Source organism: Anaerobacillus sp. ABD4_527 (assembly GCF_056160805.1).
On sequence record NZ_JBSWXZ010000001.1, the window covers coordinates 1,683,008 to 1,698,202 of the forward strand.

Sequence of the window (15,195 nt, forward strand, 5' to 3'; positions counted from 1 at the left end):
ATTAGTGCAACGGATTTTATTGAAACTACTTATAAGTCCGATTTTGGTTTTATACTATATATAAAGTATAAGTTTCACAAAACAGGGTTTAGCCAACATCTGTTTCTCAGTCTTACCTTATTCTTAATCACCAGCATTCTCAACAAAGTAAAGCTAAGGAGACAAACAATGGTTGAGTTAAAGATTTGCACTTTCTAAGGTAAAACCGAATTAGTAAATGAATTTAAATTTCCTCATTGTCGTAAAGCTTAACTGTATCTTGTATCTTGCGAACGCCTTTTCATCGTCGTACAATGTCTAAAAAACACTCTGTTGACACAGTCTGAAAATCTTTCGATACCTTCTCTTTCTTTGGAGCTAACGTATTTAATACTTGGTGCTAGTGCTCCCATTGCGTGGTATAAACGAACAAAAAAAGACCTCTTGACTGCTGATGACTCAACAAACACAAGGTCTTTGGTACGCCCTCGGAATCGAACCAAGTTCTTTCTCTTAGTCCTTCTGCACTCTTTCCAGAGATAACAACGTCTATTGGTTGCTCCATGGTTATCTTCGGATATTCCTTTTGGTTTGAAAACTTACCAACTGGTTTCTTCCTAATTCGCTTGTTTAAAGACATAAAAAAGCCTCCTCAAATAGTAATGTTTTAAATCATTAACTATCGAGAAGGCATGTAATTCACAAACGTTGATACACATTTCAGGATTGTGTACACTCAAAGTTATTCCCTTAAGATTACTCTATACAACTTATAAACCTTAACAATTCTCCGGCGTACCAGCGTTCGTCGCTGTTTTAAACGAAGAACCGCAGCCGCATGATGCAATCGCGTTCGGGTTTTCGATTGTGAACCCGCCGCCCATCATGTTTTGTTTATAGTCGATCTGCACACCGTTTAAGATCGGTGCGCTTTCGTTATCCATAATAATTGTGACGCCATGTTGTGGTTCGAGCGCTTGATCATCGTCGTTCATTTCTGTGTCGAAGCCCATTCCATAGCTTAGGCCAGTACAGCCTCCACCTTTCACACCGACGCGCAGGTAAAGGGTGTCACCTTCTTCTTGCTTCATCATTTCTTTTACCTGTGCTGCTGCAGCTTCAGATAAATGGATCATACGTATCCCTCCATTTCACCATAATGCTACTTCTAGTATACCGCGCTTAGTCTTTTAGCTCAACAATCCGACCTTATCGGGCAGATACACTCATTTCTTCAGAACGCTGTTTATATTTTATCTGCAATATTAGATTATGCTTTTCATCAAGCTTTTGACTGTACTCTAGAACTTTTGGATGGTTCAAGCCCATTGCTACTGCGGTTTGCATCATTTTCGTTCGTAGAGATTCAATTTCGTCATTGTATTGCTGGATTTCAATACCGTCCAATGCCTGCGTCCCCTCTCTATAAGTACCTCCTTCCATTCTACATGAATATCCTTTTATTAACAAACATACTTAAAATTGTTAAGAGGCATAATACGTTCCCGTAGCAATCGTCGTCGCAGGTCCTGTCATCATCACATGGTCATCTTCTTTCCATGTGATCTCGAGGTCTCCGCCAGCTAAGTGAACCGTGACAGGTGACCCTTTTTCCGTATGTCCGTTCAATACCCCGGCTACTACGGCTGCGCAAGCTCCTGTTCCACAAGCCTGAGTGATGCCAGATCCTCTTTCCCAAACGCGAAAGTGAAATTCAGATTTTGAACTCACTTCAACAAACTCGACGTTGATGCTTTCAGGAAATAGCTCATGATTTGTAAAATACGGCCCAGCAGTGGTTAAAGGCGCTTCATGAATGTTGTCTACAAACATCACCATGTGTGGGTTGCCCATTGAGACGCCTGTCATGGTAAAAGGTGTGCCGTCATAGTGAACAGTTTCCCCGATCACTTCATCTTCTGGATTTCCAACCATCGGAAGGCTCCCTTTCGTCCATTTAGGAATCCCCATGTTGATCGTGACAGAGTCTACTTCTCCGTTTACTTCATGTACAACAGCTTGAACAATGCCTCCGAGCGTTTCAATTTTAAATGATGTGTCTTTAACGATTTGATGCTCATAAGCGTACTTTGCTAAGCACCGCAGTCCATTTCCACAGTTTTTTCCTTCTGACCCGTCTTTGTTAAAGATCCTCATCTTAACATCCGCTTTTTCAGAAGGACAGATCAAGATCATGCCGTCTGAACCGATGCCAGTATGTACGTCTGACACATCGATCGCATACTGCGACAGCCGCTCTTCATCTAAGTGTTGCTTAAACAGATCGATATAAATGTAGTTGTTTCCTAATCCGTGCATTTTTGTATACGTAATTTCAGGCAATGATTTCACTCTCTCTATATCTTAATTGCTTTTTCGAACAGCTTGAGTTGTCCAAAAATAGTCATCATCTATTTTTACGATATGAACCTTACCATTACAGCAAGGCATCACCAATCGAGTTTTAATCTCTTGTAACCCCTGTTCAAAGTCTCTTTCGGTCATAGGAGTCAATACATTTTCACTATGACAAAAAGGGCATTCATTCACATAAACGTCGCCCATCATCCTGTCATATGGCAGTGTATGGTTAAAGCTCGTCATGCGTGCTCGCCTCCCCATGTCAGTTATTGAAACAAGTATACAACAAAAGCTACAAAATACAATCATCTCGCACTAAAAGAAAAAAAGCCTCTATAAAAGAGGCTTTAAAAATTAAAAGATAAGCATACCAGCGATCGCTGCGTTAAGAAGGTTTGCAAGCGTACCTGCAAGGATCGCACGCATACCGAATTTAGCAATTTCCGGACGACGTTTAGGAGCAAGTCCACCAAGTCCGCCTAGCAAGATCGCAAGAGATGAAAAGTTTGCGAATCCACATAGTGCGAAACTGATGATTGCAACTGACTTATCCGAAAGGCTTCCGCTACCAATTTCTGGTCCGAAAGAAGAGAATGCTACGAATTCGTTAAGAATAAGTTTTTGTCCAATGTAGTTACCAGCCTGTACAGCATCTTGCCAAGGTACACCGATTACGAACGCTAGAGGAGAGAATACGTACCCTAGAATTTGTTCGATCGTAATGTCACCAGCTCCGAACCAGCCACCGATTCCGCCGATGAGTCCGTTAAGAAGTGCAATCAAAGCGATGAAAGAAAGTAGCATCGCACCAACGTTAAGTGCAAGCTTTAGACCATCTGATGCACCATGTGCAGCTGCATCGATAACGTTTACATGATCTTCGTTTCTTTCCATCTTGATCTTATCAGCTGTTTCTGATTTTTCCGTTTCAGGCATGATTAGCTTTGCCATCAATAGACCTGCAGGCGCAGCCATGAAGCTTGCTGCAAGTAGGTATTCTAGTGGTACACCTAGTAGTGAGTACCCGATAAGTACAGAACCGGCTACTGATGCAAGACCACCAGTCATAACTGCGAATAGTTCTGACTTTGTCATTTTATCTAAATATGGTTTTACAACTAATGGTGCTTCTGTTTGTCCAACGAAGATATTCGCTGTAGCAGATAGCGACTCTGCTTTACTCGTACCAAGTGCCCAAGAGATCGCTCCACCTAGTAGACGAATAATCCACTGCATGATTCCAAGATAGTAAAGAACTGAAATCAATGAAGAGAAGAAGATAATGATCGTTAGTACTTGGAAAGCAAAGATAAATCCAACTTGCTCGTTACCAATCAAACCACCGAATAGGAACGTGATTCCATCATTCGCATAGTTAATAATATCCTGCACACGAAGTGATAGCCATTTCAGACCAGCTTTACCAGCTTCCCACTTAAGAACTACAAAAGCGAATGCTATTTGAATCGCAAGCGCACCGAAAACTGTGCGTAGGTTAATCGCTTTACGATTCGTCGAAAAGATTAACGCGATGGCAAATAGTACAGCCATACCGCCTAAACCCCATAATATTTGCATGTCTTACACCCCTTAATTAATATTCGTACCAGTCATAAGCTTAGCGTACCCAATTCATTCCTATAAGAAAGCATATATAATTCAAAAGTTTGGATACAGCGCTTACAAACATTTTCTGAAAAATTCGACATTTTTCGCAAATGCGGCAAAAGAAAAAGCCTGTTCTCTCTCTATCAGACTTCTTTTGACCTTTGTCATTATAACACATATCGTTTTTATGAAAAGGATTTATTTTTTATAATTCTAGAGCAGAAAGTATCTTATCTAAAAGTTGATCTGAATCTGTTGAACTCACCAAAACCCCGTCTACAATAGCAAAAGATTCTTCAAAGCAGTTTCCACAATACCCAAGACATCCGTAGTCTATGAGCTCGACATTTCCATAACTTTCTAGCTCTTTCCACACTTTCTTATTGTTTCTTAAGTTTCCTCTGCAAAACTCGATCGTATGCAAACGTAAACATCCCCCTTACAACCTTTTCAGAATTCATATTGTAGAAAAGTGGCAGTTTCGCTATACTTTTAACTGTCGAAGTAGATCGAAAAACAAGCTCTACCTAACATTATAACGCGTGTATCATCTTACTTCCTTCATTTCCTTATCATTTTATTACCAAAAATCACTAATTAGGATGCAGCGTTATTGAATATGTCTTATAAAGGGGAAATTTCTTATGAAAAGGCTAGTGCTTTTAGGTGGAGGATATGGCGGCATGCGTATACTCCAAAAATTATTTGCTCAAGATGTACCGAAAGATGTAACGATAACGCTAGTAGACCGAAATCCATACCATAGCTTAAAAACAGAATACTACGCACTTGCTGCTGGGACAGCGAGTGATCATCATATTCGCGTTCAATTTCCGAAGCACCCAAACCTCGAAGTCAAGTATGGGGAAGTTACAGGGATTGATCTAAAAGAAAATGTTGTTTTGCTAGACAATGAACCTTTACCGTACGATTCTCTTGTTATCGGCTTAGGATGTGAAGATAAGTACCACAATGTACCAGGTGCGAAAGAACATACGATGAGTATTCAAACAATCGATGCTTCTCGTAGAGCGTACGAGGTCTTGAATAACCTTGGTGCGAAATCTGTGGTTGGCATCGTAGGCGGAGGATTAAGTGGCGTAGAACTTGCGAGTGAACTTCATGAAAGCCGCCCTGATTTGGAAATCAAACTGTTTGACCGTGGGAAAACGATACTTTCGGCATTTCCTGATCGTCTTGGAAACTATGTACAATCCTGGTTTGAAGAGAGAGATGTTACGGTCGTAAGTGAATCCAACATTACACAGGTCGAACCGAATACCCTTTATAATCATGGCGAACCCGTCCACTGCGATGCAATCGTGTGGACGGCTGGAATCCAACCGAACAAATTAGTTCGTGATCTTGATGTAGAGAAAGACACTCAGGGCCGCATCGCCCTCGATTCGCATCACAAAATACCTGGTCATACGAACGCATTCGTTGTAGGAGACTGCGCCAGTCTTCCATTCTCTCCAAGTGCTCAACTAGCTGAAGAGCAAGCGGAACAAATCGCCCTCGTCCTTCAGAAAGAATGGAAGCAAGAATCGTTGCCTTCTTTACCAGCGATTAAGGTAAAAGGAACACTCGGTTCACTTGGGAGCAAGCACGGTTTTGGGGTCATGGCAAATAGACCCCTAACAGGAAGAGTACCTCGCCTTCTTAAATCAGGTATTTTATGGATGTACAAAAATCATAATGGATAAAAAAAAGGTCAGTGGGACTCCCCACTGACCTTTTCCTTTACGCTGTCGCACGCTTATCAAGTACTGCATATAGATCTTTTAAACGAGGGTTACCTTCTGATACAATTTGATGTTGGTAAACGACCACAGGATAGAAAAGATCTTCTTCGATCACTTTCGATGCAAAAACAGCTTCTGTGCCCTCAAGTTCGCCGAATATATCAATATAGCGCACTAAAATGTCTCGTTCCGGGTATTTACGGGATAACGCGGCTTGTAACCAATCCGCCGTTTCTTCTGAAGATGGGAGGTTGACACAGCTTGCACAACGTTCACCTGCTCCATATACTAGCACTTCTTCCATGATGCAAAACGCCCTTTCTATACCATCTGTTGCTTTTATTGTACCTCAATCTCTATAGAACGAAAAGAAGCATTCGCCTTTTTTTAATTCATTATTGCTTGTTGCCTATTTGCATGATAAATTTATAGTGATAACAATTATCATTCCGCGATAGCACATAGATTTTTTCGCTAATCATTAGTATAATGAAAGTATGAAGGGAGTCGATGAATATGCACGAACAGGTCCAGGATGTACTTAATAAACTGCGTCCATTCCTCCTACGTGATGGTGGAGACGTAGAACTGGTAGACATCGAAGAAGGCGTGGTAAAGGTACGTTTGATGGGAGCGTGCGGCAGCTGCCCTAGTTCCACAATCACTCTAAAAGCAGGAATCGAGCGCGCACTTCTTGAAGAAGTCCCAGGCGTGACTGAACTTGAACAGGTATTTTAATAACCGATAAAATTCATTCCCTCCAACATTTGGAGGGAATTTTTCATAACATCAACCATTCGATTTGTCTCATCGTATTGCCCCGCTCACCGATCAGCTCAGTGAATACCCCTTTGAACAAATACTCTCGCTCTCCTTCACGGTCTACATAGCTTTGTAGCATATGGGTAATTTCTTGTTTTTCTTTAAGGTTTTCTTCACTATAATAACGTTCGATTGCCTCCACATACGTAATCGGAAACAACAGACGCGCATATAGCAAGTTCCATTCCATCGCATTCATCGATCTTCTTTGATGATACTCCTCAATAAATGCTCTCACTTCATCATATCCCGCTCTCTCATCAAACAACTTATACCGTGTCCATTCAGCAAGATCTCTCGCAGGATGATCGAGTATGAATTCTGATGGTAATAGAAAGTCAGTGCCTCCGATATTTTGAGCATTAAACCTTCTAAAAACCAATGTTCTTACATCGAACGGATTCACGCCAGCATCGATCGAAGCGTCGACAAGATACTGTATCGCATTTTCTGCGAGCCCAAGATAATAAGGAAATGTCTCGATGAACAACGTGTCAAACTCCCCTAACGGTTGCTCTTGCTTCATCAACGAAAATCGATAGGCCTCTAACTGGTCGATTCGTCGTTGCCACCTAAGCTGCCATGGCTGAACTTCTGGAAGCTCACTATAGTTATTTAATAAATACCCACCTTTTCGATGAAGGAGTGCCAATCGATGACCATCTGATTCTCTGATCGTGCGCGTTTTCCACGGCAGCTGATAGAGCGTAACCGCTTCGTTCCCAATCGTCTCAATGTACCTCCCCCTTTTTGTAGAGATAGGTAGTAGTGTTGGTTCGTTTTGCTGATTAAAATATTGTGAGATGAGGACGTACCAAGGGAAATCCTCTTCTCTCTCTGTTTCTGCACGTTTTAGGATACATTCACCCAATTCTGTGGTCTGAAGTACGTATCCACCGTTCACTCGATATACATGGTTGACCACGATTCCGTACTGGTGAAATAGCTCTCGCTCTAGCATCTTCGCCCTCCACGTTGCGTCATATATATGTAAGATATGCCCGACCGCCCAATTCGTGTATGAATTATGGGTGCTACCAATTGTCATATTTCACAACTTCTAACCATATACTAATAAAACTAACCAAACAACAATACCAATTTACTATAAAGTTAGGTGGGACAAGAATGGGCGAAAAACCTGTAGATGCTGTAGAAAAAGCTGCTCGATCAAAGTTAAAAGAACGAGGAGTAGAATTAGAGGATATCGCAGAACTAGTGTATTACCTGCAAGTAAAATATCACCCTAACCTAAAGATGGATGAATGTAGAACAAACGTTGATCGCGTACTATCGAAGAGAGAAGTACAAAATGCAGTCCTTACCGGCATCCAGCTCGATGAGCTCGCTGAAAAGAATATGCTCGATCAGCCTCTTCAAGATATATTAATGAAAGACGAAGGATTATACGGGGTCGACGAGATTATTGCGCTATCGATCGTAAACGTATATGGATCGATCGGTTTTACCAACTATGGATATATCGATAAATTAAAGCCCGGAATTCTAGAGAAATTAAACGATAAGTCATCAGGAAGTTGTCACACGTACCTCGATGATATCGTAGGAGCAATCGCCGCTGCCGCTTCAAGTCGCCTTGCCCATCGTTCGACAGAGTCTAACTAAACAATGCCCTAGGCGATAGCCTAGGGCATTTTCATTTATACTTCCCATTCTTCTAGTGAGTTTGCAGTATAAATCGGTGCTTTTTCTACACTTTCTAAATGCTGTTTCGTCGTAACACCCGTGTGGACAAGCAATGTATCCATACCTGCCTGAATACCTGCCATAATATCTGTTCTGTAGTTATCCCCAACCATTAGCGTCTCATCTTTGTCCGTGCCAAGCTGTTTAAGCGCTTGCTCCATAATCACTGGTTCCGGCTTACCAATAAAAATCGGCTCTACTTCTGTAGACACAGTAATAACAGCTGTTAGGGAGCCATTGCCTGGAAGCAGTCCTCTTTCTGTTGGTATTGCGATATCACCGTTCGTTGAGATAAATGTTGCACCGTTCCGTACTGCGATACATGCCTTCGCTAATTTTTCATATGTAATCTCCCTGTCGATCCCAACCACTACATAATCTGGGTTATCGTCCCGAAGGGTTAGTCCTTTATCCGTTAAGGCATCACGAATTCCCTCTTCGCCAATCACATACACAGAAGCACCTTTCTTTTCATTAGAAATATAGCTTGCCGTCGCCATGCTGGTGGTAAATACATGCTCTTTTGTACAAGGAACGCCAAAGTTTACAAGCTTCTCTGCTACTTGTTCTTTTCGTTTTGAAGAATTGTTCGTCACAAACAAGTATGGAATTCCAGCTATTTCTAGCCTTTTCACAAAATCTACAGCTTCTTGTATCTTTTCAGTGCCACGATACATCGTACCGTCTAAATCGATCAAATATCCTTTATACTTTTTCATAATGTCTACCTCCACTTATCTAAAAACCGCTTTCACAATGAAAGCGGTTAGCATTTTCTATGAATCTTAAGGCATAAAAGCTGAAACAGCGCCAAGTTCTTCATTTAGATATCTTCTCACTTGTTCTGGAAATAATTCTAGTACACGTAAGTTGTTCGTTAAGTTCGTAAAGAGAGCGCTATGGTCTATATTGGTAAATTCCTGCATAAGTGATTTTCTCTTTGCAACAACTTGTTTTAACGGTTCACTGCTCGTTGCCGGAATCACCTTTTCATCAGTAAGAATTTCAATGATATCCTCATAGCTTCCTGGATCCCTCATGATAAATCCATCGATAATTGTATTACCAACATCGATAATGCTTTCAATAAATACATGGTGAAGTCTTTCTAACGCTACTTTTTCTAGAGGGGTTTGAAACGAACTTTCCTTTAGAAGCGTTAGATTATTTTCAAGAAAGACAAGCTGTTCTTCGATTTTCTTTCGATCTACAAAATACATTCATATCCCCTACCTTCGACGAGAACTGAATATAGTTTATCATAATCTCGAATGAGATAGCAGTTAATCGGGAATTTGAGAATGCCTTAGAGTCTGGTATGATAAGGATAAAAACTGCTAAAGATAATTAAGAGAGGGTGTAGAATATGTTAGAAGATGATCAGCTCATTTATGATGAAAAAGAAAGCACGGAATCAAGGTTCATTTGTTTTATGGGACATAATCATCGGTTCGACTTGTGCATCGTGAAATCAGATCGATTTTATGGAAAGTCCCTCGTGTTAGATATTCAAGGTGGAAAATTTGCGATCGTTGGACAAGATGATCTCGATGAACCAGGATACTTAGAACATGCCTATACGCTTAATGAAGAAGATGCAGAAGAACTTCGGGAATTTCTTCGTGGCGCACTCGTTTAATAAATAATCTCATTATGAATACACTACCTGATGAAGGTGGTGTTTTTTCATGTTTTACGATGATGATGAAACGTATACAGATTTTGCAAATGTTGAAAAAGGTAGAAACTATGTCCTTCCAGAGGATACTCCTGAAGGCCCTTATGGTTCACCGGTGAATAAAAAGCTTGGTAAAACGACCCCTTGGAGAGAAGGACAACGCTCATACAGTGCGTTTAATTACGAAAATAAGAACCTTCACCAAGGTCTTCCTCGTCAAGATCCTGCATCACATCCTCCGCACGATGATCCAGATCGTGAATCTGAAAAACCTTATAAAGCATAACAAAACCCTCCACCTCTGGAGGGTTATGCTTCTTGATACTGCTTTTTCGTTTTCTCTTTCTTCTGCTTCTTTAATACAAAATAAGGGCAGCCAAAATTGCAATATTCATATAGATAGTCAAGAACCGTGCTGAACTTTGTATCAAATGTGGCTTTCTGGTTGCGATCCTCAAAAAATCCCTTCAACCTTAATTGACCATATCCCCAGTCACCAACGATGTAATCATATTTATCGAGGATTTCGCTGTAACGATTTTGAAACGCTTCTTCGTTCCAGCCTTCCCGTTCTTCTTTTACCAACTCATAGGAGTGTTGATTAACTTTTATCATGTTACTTCCCTCACTTTGATATGGCTCGTTAAGATAATCATACCTTTTTTATTCCAAATGTCCAAGTATTGCTAGGAAAAAAGATCTTACAATCGGTGATGATAACAGTATGGAGGTGAATCTTTTGAAAAAGCAAACCCTGCTTATCGTTCCGCTTTTGTTTGGCCTAGCTGCTTGCCAAGGCGAGCAGGCAACAGACCCATTCGACCATGCGGACTTATCACCGGTTAAAACAGATCCTGATGAATACGGAATGAACCATGCGAATACACAGGAAAAAGCAAGAAAAGGCTCATATGGTTATGTGCGTCATTCTAGAAACACAAACAACATGAAATCAGCAAAAAAACCATCAAACGTTGTTTATCTTGATCGCGATCGTTTGGCTGAGATGATCAGTTCTATGGCGGTCGAGCTGCCTTACGTAAATGACACTGCTGTTCTTGTAACCGATGAAGAAGTTCTGATCGGGTATAAAACGACAACTAAAAATCGTGACGCTACTGCAGACCAAGTTAAGAAAACAGCTCTTTCCGTAATCCCTAGGTATTACCATGTGTACGTTTCTGATATGGAAGGAATCATCTCAGAGATCGAACGCTATCAAAACGGATCAGCTGCAAATGGTCAAATGGACAAGAGCATCGATCAGACGATTGCTCAGATGAAAAAAGCGCCACAAGGGAAAAAAGTAAGTGATGGAGAGAACGAAAACGGTGAGATGGTCGGTGAATCGAACGACGAATTAAACGACATGAGTGGAAAAGAAATGAAGAGTGAATAAAAGATCGGCCCTCATTCGGGGCCGATTTCTTAATTAATTCGTAGCTTCTTTTGCAGCATTAACTTGTTCATCAGCATGGTAAGAAGAACGTACCATCGGACCAGATTCACAGTGTTTGAAGCCTTTTTCAAGAGCGATGTCTTTCAATTCCAAGAATTCCTGAGGTGTCCAGTACTTCATTACTTTTAAGTGCTTCTTAGAAGGTTGTAAGTACTGCCCTAATGTCACGATATCAACGTCATGAGCACGAAGATCATCAAGCGTTTGAATAATTTCTTCCTTCGTTTCCCCAAGACCTAGCATGATGCTTGATTTTGTTGGAATGTTTGGATTCATCTCTTTCGCACGCTGTAAAAACTCAAGTGTACGGCGGTATTTTGCTCTGGCACGGACTCTTGGAGTCAGTCTTTCAACGGTTTCGATATTATGGTTCATAATATCAGGTTTTGCATCCATCAAAGTTTTCAGAGCTTCAAATTGACCGCCCATATCGGATGGAAGCACTTCGATCGAACAGAAAGGGTTCTTTCTTCTGATGGCACGTACGGTTTCTGCGAAAACGGCAGCTCCACCATCTTTTAAATCATCTCTTGCAACTGCTGTGATAACGACGTGTTTCAGACCCATCATCTGCACGGAATCTGCCACTCGCTCTGGTTCAGCCCAATCAAGCTCAGTTGGTAACCCTGTCTTAACCGCACAGAAACGACAAGCTCGCGTACACACATCTCCAAGAATCATAAATGTTGCTGTTTTTCTCTCAGCCCAGCATTCATGGATGTTAGGACAACGCGCTTCTTCACAAACGGTATGTAAGTTCTTCTCACGCATCATCTTCTTAAGACCTTTGTAGTTTTCATTCGTATTTAATTTTATTTTTAGCCATTCCGGTTTCCGTAGATGCTCTTCTTTCTTCGTCATAATTGTGTCCCCCTAAAATTGCTTTTCTGTATTAAAGAATAACATACGTATGTTGGATTTTTCTAGAAAAAGTAGGCATCTAATGACAAATGTCCCAGACTTCTCTTCCATTATTTAGACATAATGATTTACCACTGTAAAACCACACTATACATAACGACAATAAACTGAAAGGAGAAGAATCGTGAGAAAATACAGCTTTCTTATCCTTATCCTTTTTTTCCTATTCCCTGCGAATCTCTCTGCTAATGAGCAAAATGAAGACGAGTTAAGAAAGACACGAATGATGCTTTTTAATAAAATGGAAACTGTTACACAACTTCCATGGTACGTCTTTGCTGGAATAGATCAATACGAAAGAAGCATAAGAAGATCTCGAAATGATATTCCTAGAGAAACCGGGTCGATCGCCATCAACATTTCACCAGAAAAATGGGCTGGAGCTACTAACCCAAATAAAGATGACTCATCCCCAGAAGCGATCTCTTTCTTTGGAGGGATCGGTTTAGATGGAAATGAAGATGGCAAAGCAACACGAACAGATGATGAAGATTTGCTCTTTACGATAGGCTCGTTTCTACAACAATATGGGACGAATATGGAAGATATTCGTATTGGTTTATGGGACTACTATCAGCGAGATCAAGCCGTGAGAACAATCACAAGCAATAGCTTAGTTTATAAAACGTTCAATACGTTGAAGCTCGAGAAACATGCCTTTCCAGTACCGTTAACTGCAAATTACAGCTATCGGAGTACGTGGGGGGATCGTCGAGGCTGGGGAGGACTTCGCATTCATGAAGGAACCGATATCTTTGCTTCGTACGGTGTTCCTGTTAAAGCAACAAGCTATGGAACAGTTGAAACAAAAGGTTGGAACCGCTATGGTGGTTGGAGAATTGGAATTCGAGACATAAACGGAAATTACCATTACTATGCGCATTTGAATGGCTTTGAGAAAGGAATCGACAAAGGAAGTGTCGTACAGCCTGGGGAAATAATCGGTTATGTAGGTAGCTCTGGTTATGGACCAAAAGGCACTGCTGGGAAGTTTCCTCCTCACCTTCACTATGGCATCTATAAAGATAATGGTAGAACCGAATGGTCCTACGATCCTTATCCGTCATTACGGTTGTGGGAAAGACAAGAGAGATCATACAAAAAGAAGAACTAACGCCACAACGTTAGTTCTTCTTTTTTTGATCTATTGGTTTTTAGAGACTCGAACAGCATTTAAGATGCTTGCTACAAGGCCTCCCCATATAATGACAATTCCAACAATCATCATGAAAATTGCGCTACCACCCATATTAACTTACCTCCTTATACTTTTCCTGTTCTACTTTAGCGTCCCATTTCTTTACGCTGAATAGGATACCAACAAGAAGAGCAAATCCAGCTACGAACCAGCCACTATACAGGATGAAACCATCTGAGTAGCCTTCATAGTTTCCTGTTGGAGTGTCAAATTCTTTAAGAAGGTTCGTTTTAAATAGATCGAACATCATGTAGCCAAGCACGATAGGTGTAATAACACCAAGACATGCTTTCCACCAGTAGTTAAGCGGAATATCTGAGATGCCATTTGCATGATTTTCAAGACCAGGAAGCTGACGTAGGAACCATGCTACAACAACGACTTCTACAAGTCCTACAAACGCGATACCAAACTGATTGATGAAGTAATCCGCTGCATCTAGGAAGAACAATCCACCTTGTGTCGCGAACAAGATTGAGATGAGTGATGCAACACCTCCACCGATCAATACTGCTTTCGTACGAGAAATGCCAAACTTTTCAGAGATACCAGCAACGTACGTTTCTGAAATTGAGATTAGTGAAGATAAACCAGCAAGTACGAGTGATGCAAAGAAAAGGAATCCAAACATACCATTCAGTGCAGGGAATTCATTAATAATTTGAGGGAATACGACGAACGCTAGTCCTACTCCACCGCTTACAACTTCATCGACACCTAGACCTTGTTGAGTAGCCATAAATCCTAATGCGGAGAAAACTCCGATACCTGCTAAAAGCTCGAATGAAGAGTTACCAAACCCTGTAATAAACGCATTGTTCGTAATATCTGATTTCTTCGGAAGATAGCTTGAATACGTAATCATAATAGCAAAAGCAATCGATAAACTGAAGAAGATCTGTCCATACGCTGCTACCCAAACACTACCGGACGTAATGGAGTCAAAATTCGGTGTAAAGAATGCACTTAAACCTTCAGCTGCTCCAGGAAGCGTCACAGCTCTAATTACGATGATTAAGAAAAGTACGATCAACGTAGGGATGAAGATTTTGTTCGCACGTTCGATCCCTTTCTTAACCCCTGCAAGAAGAACGCCTAGCGTAATAATCCAAACTGCCACAAGCGGAATAAATACTCCTGGCACAAGGCTACCTGTTTCACCAGGATTAACCGTCAGCTGCAGATAGTCATTGAATAGGAAACCTTCTGTGTCTGAACCCCAGCTCAAATTGAATGCAAAATAGCTATACGAAATTGCCCAACCTATAATGACCGCATAATACGTAGAAATAACAAACGCAACAATAACGCCCCACCAACCGAGCCATTCGGTCTTTTTATTCATTCTGAAGAACGAAAGCGGAGCTGAACCTCTGAACTTATGGCCAATCGTAAACTCCAAAATAAGAATCGGAATACCCGCTGTTATTAGTGCAAATAAATATGGTATAAAAAATGCCCCTCCACCGTTATCATATGCAACGGCTGGAAACCTCCAGATGTTACCTAGTCCGATTGCAGAACCAACAGCTGCTAAGATAAAGCCAGCTCTTGTTCCCCACTGAGCTCTTTTTTCCACTTGTATTACCCCCTTAGACGTTGTAACCCTTCTCCATGTTCTCCTCCTCCCAGAAAAAGGTTTAGATTTTTATTTAAATTCTGATTATTTTGTTTATAGTATATCTAGTACTATTGGCCATGTCAAAGCAATCTTTCA

At 41.0% G+C, this 15,195-nt stretch carries 22 protein-coding genes; 7 read left to right on the top strand and 15 right to left on the bottom strand.

Features of this window, described 5'->3' with window-relative positions:
• Positions 1–379: 379 nt before the first annotated feature.
• The 7 genes from ACXAHI_RS08750 to ACXAHI_RS08780 form a co-directional block, all read right to left on the bottom strand.
• The gene (locus ACXAHI_RS08750; RefSeq protein ID WP_474847193.1) at positions 380–619 is read right to left on the bottom strand and encodes a hypothetical protein; all 240 of its coding nucleotides are present in this window, start codon (positions 617–619) and stop codon (positions 380–382) included.
• A 139-nt stretch (positions 620–758) separates the two neighbouring features.
• Positions 759–1,115 carry a HesB/IscA family protein gene (locus ACXAHI_RS08755; RefSeq protein WP_270179874.1) on the bottom strand — a complete coding sequence of 119 codons (357 nt, stop codon included), beginning with the start codon at positions 1,113–1,115 and terminating at the stop codon, positions 759–761.
• Positions 1,116–1,188: 73 nt separating this feature from the next.
• A complete protein-coding gene (locus ACXAHI_RS08760; protein ID WP_270179875.1) occupies positions 1,189–1,386 on the bottom strand; it encodes an aspartyl-phosphate phosphatase Spo0E family protein in 198 nt (65 codons plus the stop codon).
• Between the two features lie 78 nt (positions 1,387–1,464).
• On the bottom strand, positions 1,465–2,322 hold the full coding sequence (gene dapF / locus ACXAHI_RS08765) for a diaminopimelate epimerase (protein ID WP_474847194.1): 858 nt from the start codon (positions 2,320–2,322) through the stop codon (positions 1,465–1,467).
• Positions 2,323–2,343: 21 nt separating this feature from the next.
• Complete coding sequence (locus ACXAHI_RS08770) at positions 2,344–2,583, bottom strand: hypothetical protein (RefSeq protein WP_270179877.1); 240 nt, start codon at positions 2,581–2,583, stop codon at positions 2,344–2,346.
• Positions 2,584–2,694: 111 nt separating this feature from the next.
• Positions 2,695–3,918 (bottom strand): NupC/NupG family nucleoside CNT transporter, encoded by a 1,224-nt coding sequence (locus ACXAHI_RS08775; protein ID WP_474810674.1) that lies wholly within the window; start codon positions 3,916–3,918, stop codon positions 2,695–2,697.
• Positions 3,919–4,153: 235 nt separating this feature from the next.
• A complete protein-coding gene (locus ACXAHI_RS08780; RefSeq protein ID WP_474847195.1) occupies positions 4,154–4,372 on the bottom strand; it encodes a DUF1450 domain-containing protein in 219 nt (72 codons plus the stop codon).
• Between the two features lie 220 nt (positions 4,373–4,592).
• On the opposite strand from ACXAHI_RS08780, the gene ACXAHI_RS08785 reads away from it, so the two are divergent.
• Entirely contained in the window at positions 4,593–5,654 is a 1,062-nt protein-coding gene (locus tag ACXAHI_RS08785) for an NAD(P)/FAD-dependent oxidoreductase (protein ID WP_474847196.1), read from the top strand.
• A 37-nt stretch (positions 5,655–5,691) separates the two neighbouring features.
• Here the strand turns inward: ACXAHI_RS08785 and ACXAHI_RS08790 are convergent, their stop codons facing one another.
• Entirely contained in the window at positions 5,692–5,997 is a 306-nt protein-coding gene (locus ACXAHI_RS08790; RefSeq protein ID WP_474847197.1) for a DUF1462 family protein, read from the bottom strand.
• 206 nt (positions 5,998–6,203) lie between these two features.
• Between ACXAHI_RS08790 and ACXAHI_RS08795 the strand changes: the two genes are divergently transcribed.
• Positions 6,204–6,431: a NifU family protein gene (locus ACXAHI_RS08795; RefSeq protein ID WP_270179882.1), complete on the top strand. Its 228-nt coding sequence runs from the start codon at positions 6,204–6,206 to the stop codon at positions 6,429–6,431.
• Positions 6,432–6,474: 43 nt separating this feature from the next.
• Here ACXAHI_RS08795 and yutH read toward each other — a convergent pair whose 3' ends face one another.
• Complete coding sequence (gene yutH, locus ACXAHI_RS08800; RefSeq protein WP_474847198.1) at positions 6,475–7,476, bottom strand: spore coat putative kinase YutH; 1,002 nt, start codon at positions 7,474–7,476, stop codon at positions 6,475–6,477.
• 167 nt (positions 7,477–7,643) lie between these two features.
• Here yutH and ACXAHI_RS08805 point away from each other — a divergent pair, with 167 nt between their 5' ends.
• Positions 7,644–8,141 carry a phosphatidylglycerophosphatase A family protein gene (locus tag ACXAHI_RS08805; RefSeq protein ID WP_270179884.1) on the top strand — a complete coding sequence of 166 codons (498 nt, stop codon included), beginning with the start codon at positions 7,644–7,646 and terminating at the stop codon, positions 8,139–8,141.
• A 35-nt stretch (positions 8,142–8,176) separates the two neighbouring features.
• On the opposite strand, the gene ACXAHI_RS08810 is transcribed toward ACXAHI_RS08805, so the two are convergent.
• Together ACXAHI_RS08810 and ACXAHI_RS08815 are read right to left on the bottom strand one after the other, a co-directional pair.
• Complete coding sequence (locus ACXAHI_RS08810; RefSeq protein WP_474847199.1) at positions 8,177–8,941, bottom strand: TIGR01457 family HAD-type hydrolase; 765 nt, start codon at positions 8,939–8,941, stop codon at positions 8,177–8,179.
• 66 nt (positions 8,942–9,007) lie between these two features.
• On the bottom strand, positions 9,008–9,442 hold the full coding sequence (locus tag ACXAHI_RS08815; RefSeq protein WP_474847200.1) for a DUF86 domain-containing protein: 435 nt from the start codon (positions 9,440–9,442) through the stop codon (positions 9,008–9,010).
• A gap of 146 nt (positions 9,443–9,588) precedes the next feature.
• Here ACXAHI_RS08815 and ACXAHI_RS08820 point away from each other — a divergent pair, with 146 nt between their 5' ends.
• On the top strand, positions 9,589–9,861 hold the full coding sequence (locus ACXAHI_RS08820) for a DUF3055 domain-containing protein (protein ID WP_474847201.1): 273 nt from the start codon (positions 9,589–9,591) through the stop codon (positions 9,859–9,861).
• Positions 9,862–9,910: 49 nt separating this feature from the next.
• Positions 9,911–10,186 (top strand): hypothetical protein, encoded by a 276-nt coding sequence (locus tag ACXAHI_RS08825; protein ID WP_474847202.1) that lies wholly within the window; start codon positions 9,911–9,913, stop codon positions 10,184–10,186.
• Between the two features lie 23 nt (positions 10,187–10,209).
• On the opposite strand, the gene ACXAHI_RS08830 is transcribed toward ACXAHI_RS08825, so the two are convergent.
• Entirely contained in the window at positions 10,210–10,515 is a 306-nt protein-coding gene (locus ACXAHI_RS08830) for a YutD family protein (RefSeq protein WP_270179889.1), read from the bottom strand.
• Between the two features lie 124 nt (positions 10,516–10,639).
• On the opposite strand from ACXAHI_RS08830, the gene ACXAHI_RS08835 reads away from it, so the two are divergent.
• Positions 10,640–11,299, top strand: a complete 660-nt coding sequence (locus tag ACXAHI_RS08835; RefSeq protein ID WP_474847203.1) for a YhcN/YlaJ family sporulation lipoprotein — start codon at positions 10,640–10,642, stop codon at positions 11,297–11,299.
• Positions 11,300–11,332: 33 nt separating this feature from the next.
• Here the strand turns inward: ACXAHI_RS08835 and lipA are convergent, their stop codons facing one another.
• A complete protein-coding gene (gene lipA, locus ACXAHI_RS08840) occupies positions 11,333–12,220 on the bottom strand; it encodes a lipoyl synthase (protein ID WP_474810668.1) in 888 nt (295 codons plus the stop codon).
• Positions 12,221–12,401: 181 nt separating this feature from the next.
• Between lipA and ACXAHI_RS08845 the strand changes: the two genes are divergently transcribed.
• Entirely contained in the window at positions 12,402–13,394 is a 993-nt protein-coding gene (locus tag ACXAHI_RS08845; RefSeq protein ID WP_474848118.1) for a M23 family metallopeptidase, read from the top strand.
• Positions 13,395–13,424: 30 nt separating this feature from the next.
• Here the strand turns inward: ACXAHI_RS08845 and ACXAHI_RS08850 are convergent, their stop codons facing one another.
• Positions 13,425–13,529 (bottom strand): methionine/alanine import family NSS transporter small subunit, encoded by a 105-nt coding sequence (locus tag ACXAHI_RS08850; protein ID WP_270179893.1) that lies wholly within the window; start codon positions 13,527–13,529, stop codon positions 13,425–13,427.
• 1 nt (position 13,530) lies between these two features.
• Positions 13,531–15,057 (bottom strand): sodium-dependent transporter, encoded by a 1,527-nt coding sequence (locus ACXAHI_RS08855; RefSeq protein ID WP_474847204.1) that lies wholly within the window; start codon positions 15,055–15,057, stop codon positions 13,531–13,533.
• Positions 15,058–15,195: the final 138 nt, after the last annotated feature.

Bases quoted from the DNA above. Each gene is read 5' to 3' on its own strand.
- ACXAHI_RS08810 (WP_474847199.1), bottom strand. From the start codon at position 8,941: ATGAAAAAGTATAAAGGATATTTGATCGATTTAGACGGTACGATGTAT.
- ACXAHI_RS08825 (WP_474847202.1), top strand. From the start codon at position 9,911: ATGTTTTACGATGATGATGAAACGTATACAGATTTTGCAAATGTTGAA.
- ACXAHI_RS08820 (WP_474847201.1), top strand. From the start codon at position 9,589: ATGTTAGAAGATGATCAGCTCATTTATGATGAAAAAGAAAGCACGGAA.
- lipA (WP_474810668.1), bottom strand. From the start codon at position 12,220: ATGACGAAGAAAGAAGAGCATCTACGGAAACCGGAATGGCTAAAAATA.
- ACXAHI_RS08795 (WP_270179882.1), top strand. From the start codon at position 6,204: ATGAATATGCACGAACAGGTCCAGGATGTACTTAATAAACTGCGTCCA.
- ACXAHI_RS08815 (WP_474847200.1), bottom strand. From the start codon at position 9,442: ATGTATTTTGTAGATCGAAAGAAAATCGAAGAACAGCTTGTCTTTCTT.
- ACXAHI_RS08785 (WP_474847196.1), top strand. From the start codon at position 4,593: ATGAAAAGGCTAGTGCTTTTAGGTGGAGGATATGGCGGCATGCGTATA.
- yutH (WP_474847198.1), bottom strand. From the start codon at position 7,476: ATGCTAGAGCGAGAGCTATTTCACCAGTACGGAATCGTGGTCAACCAT.
- ACXAHI_RS08770 (WP_270179877.1), bottom strand. From the start codon at position 2,583: ATGACGAGCTTTAACCATACACTGCCATATGACAGGATGATGGGCGAC.
- ACXAHI_RS08790 (WP_474847197.1), bottom strand. From the start codon at position 5,997: ATGGAAGAAGTGCTAGTATATGGAGCAGGTGAACGTTGTGCAAGCTGT.
- ACXAHI_RS08750 (WP_474847193.1), bottom strand. From the start codon at position 619: ATGTCTTTAAACAAGCGAATTAGGAAGAAACCAGTTGGTAAGTTTTCA.
- ACXAHI_RS08755 (WP_270179874.1), bottom strand. From the start codon at position 1,115: ATGATCCATTTATCTGAAGCTGCAGCAGCACAGGTAAAAGAAATGATG.
- ACXAHI_RS08775 (WP_474810674.1), bottom strand. From the start codon at position 3,918: ATGCAAATATTATGGGGTTTAGGCGGTATGGCTGTACTATTTGCCATC.
- ACXAHI_RS08805 (WP_270179884.1), top strand. From the start codon at position 7,644: ATGGGCGAAAAACCTGTAGATGCTGTAGAAAAAGCTGCTCGATCAAAG.
- ACXAHI_RS08850 (WP_270179893.1), bottom strand. From the start codon at position 13,529: ATGGGTGGTAGCGCAATTTTCATGATGATTGTTGGAATTGTCATTATA.
- ACXAHI_RS08830 (WP_270179889.1), bottom strand. From the start codon at position 10,515: ATGATAAAAGTTAATCAACACTCCTATGAGTTGGTAAAAGAAGAACGG.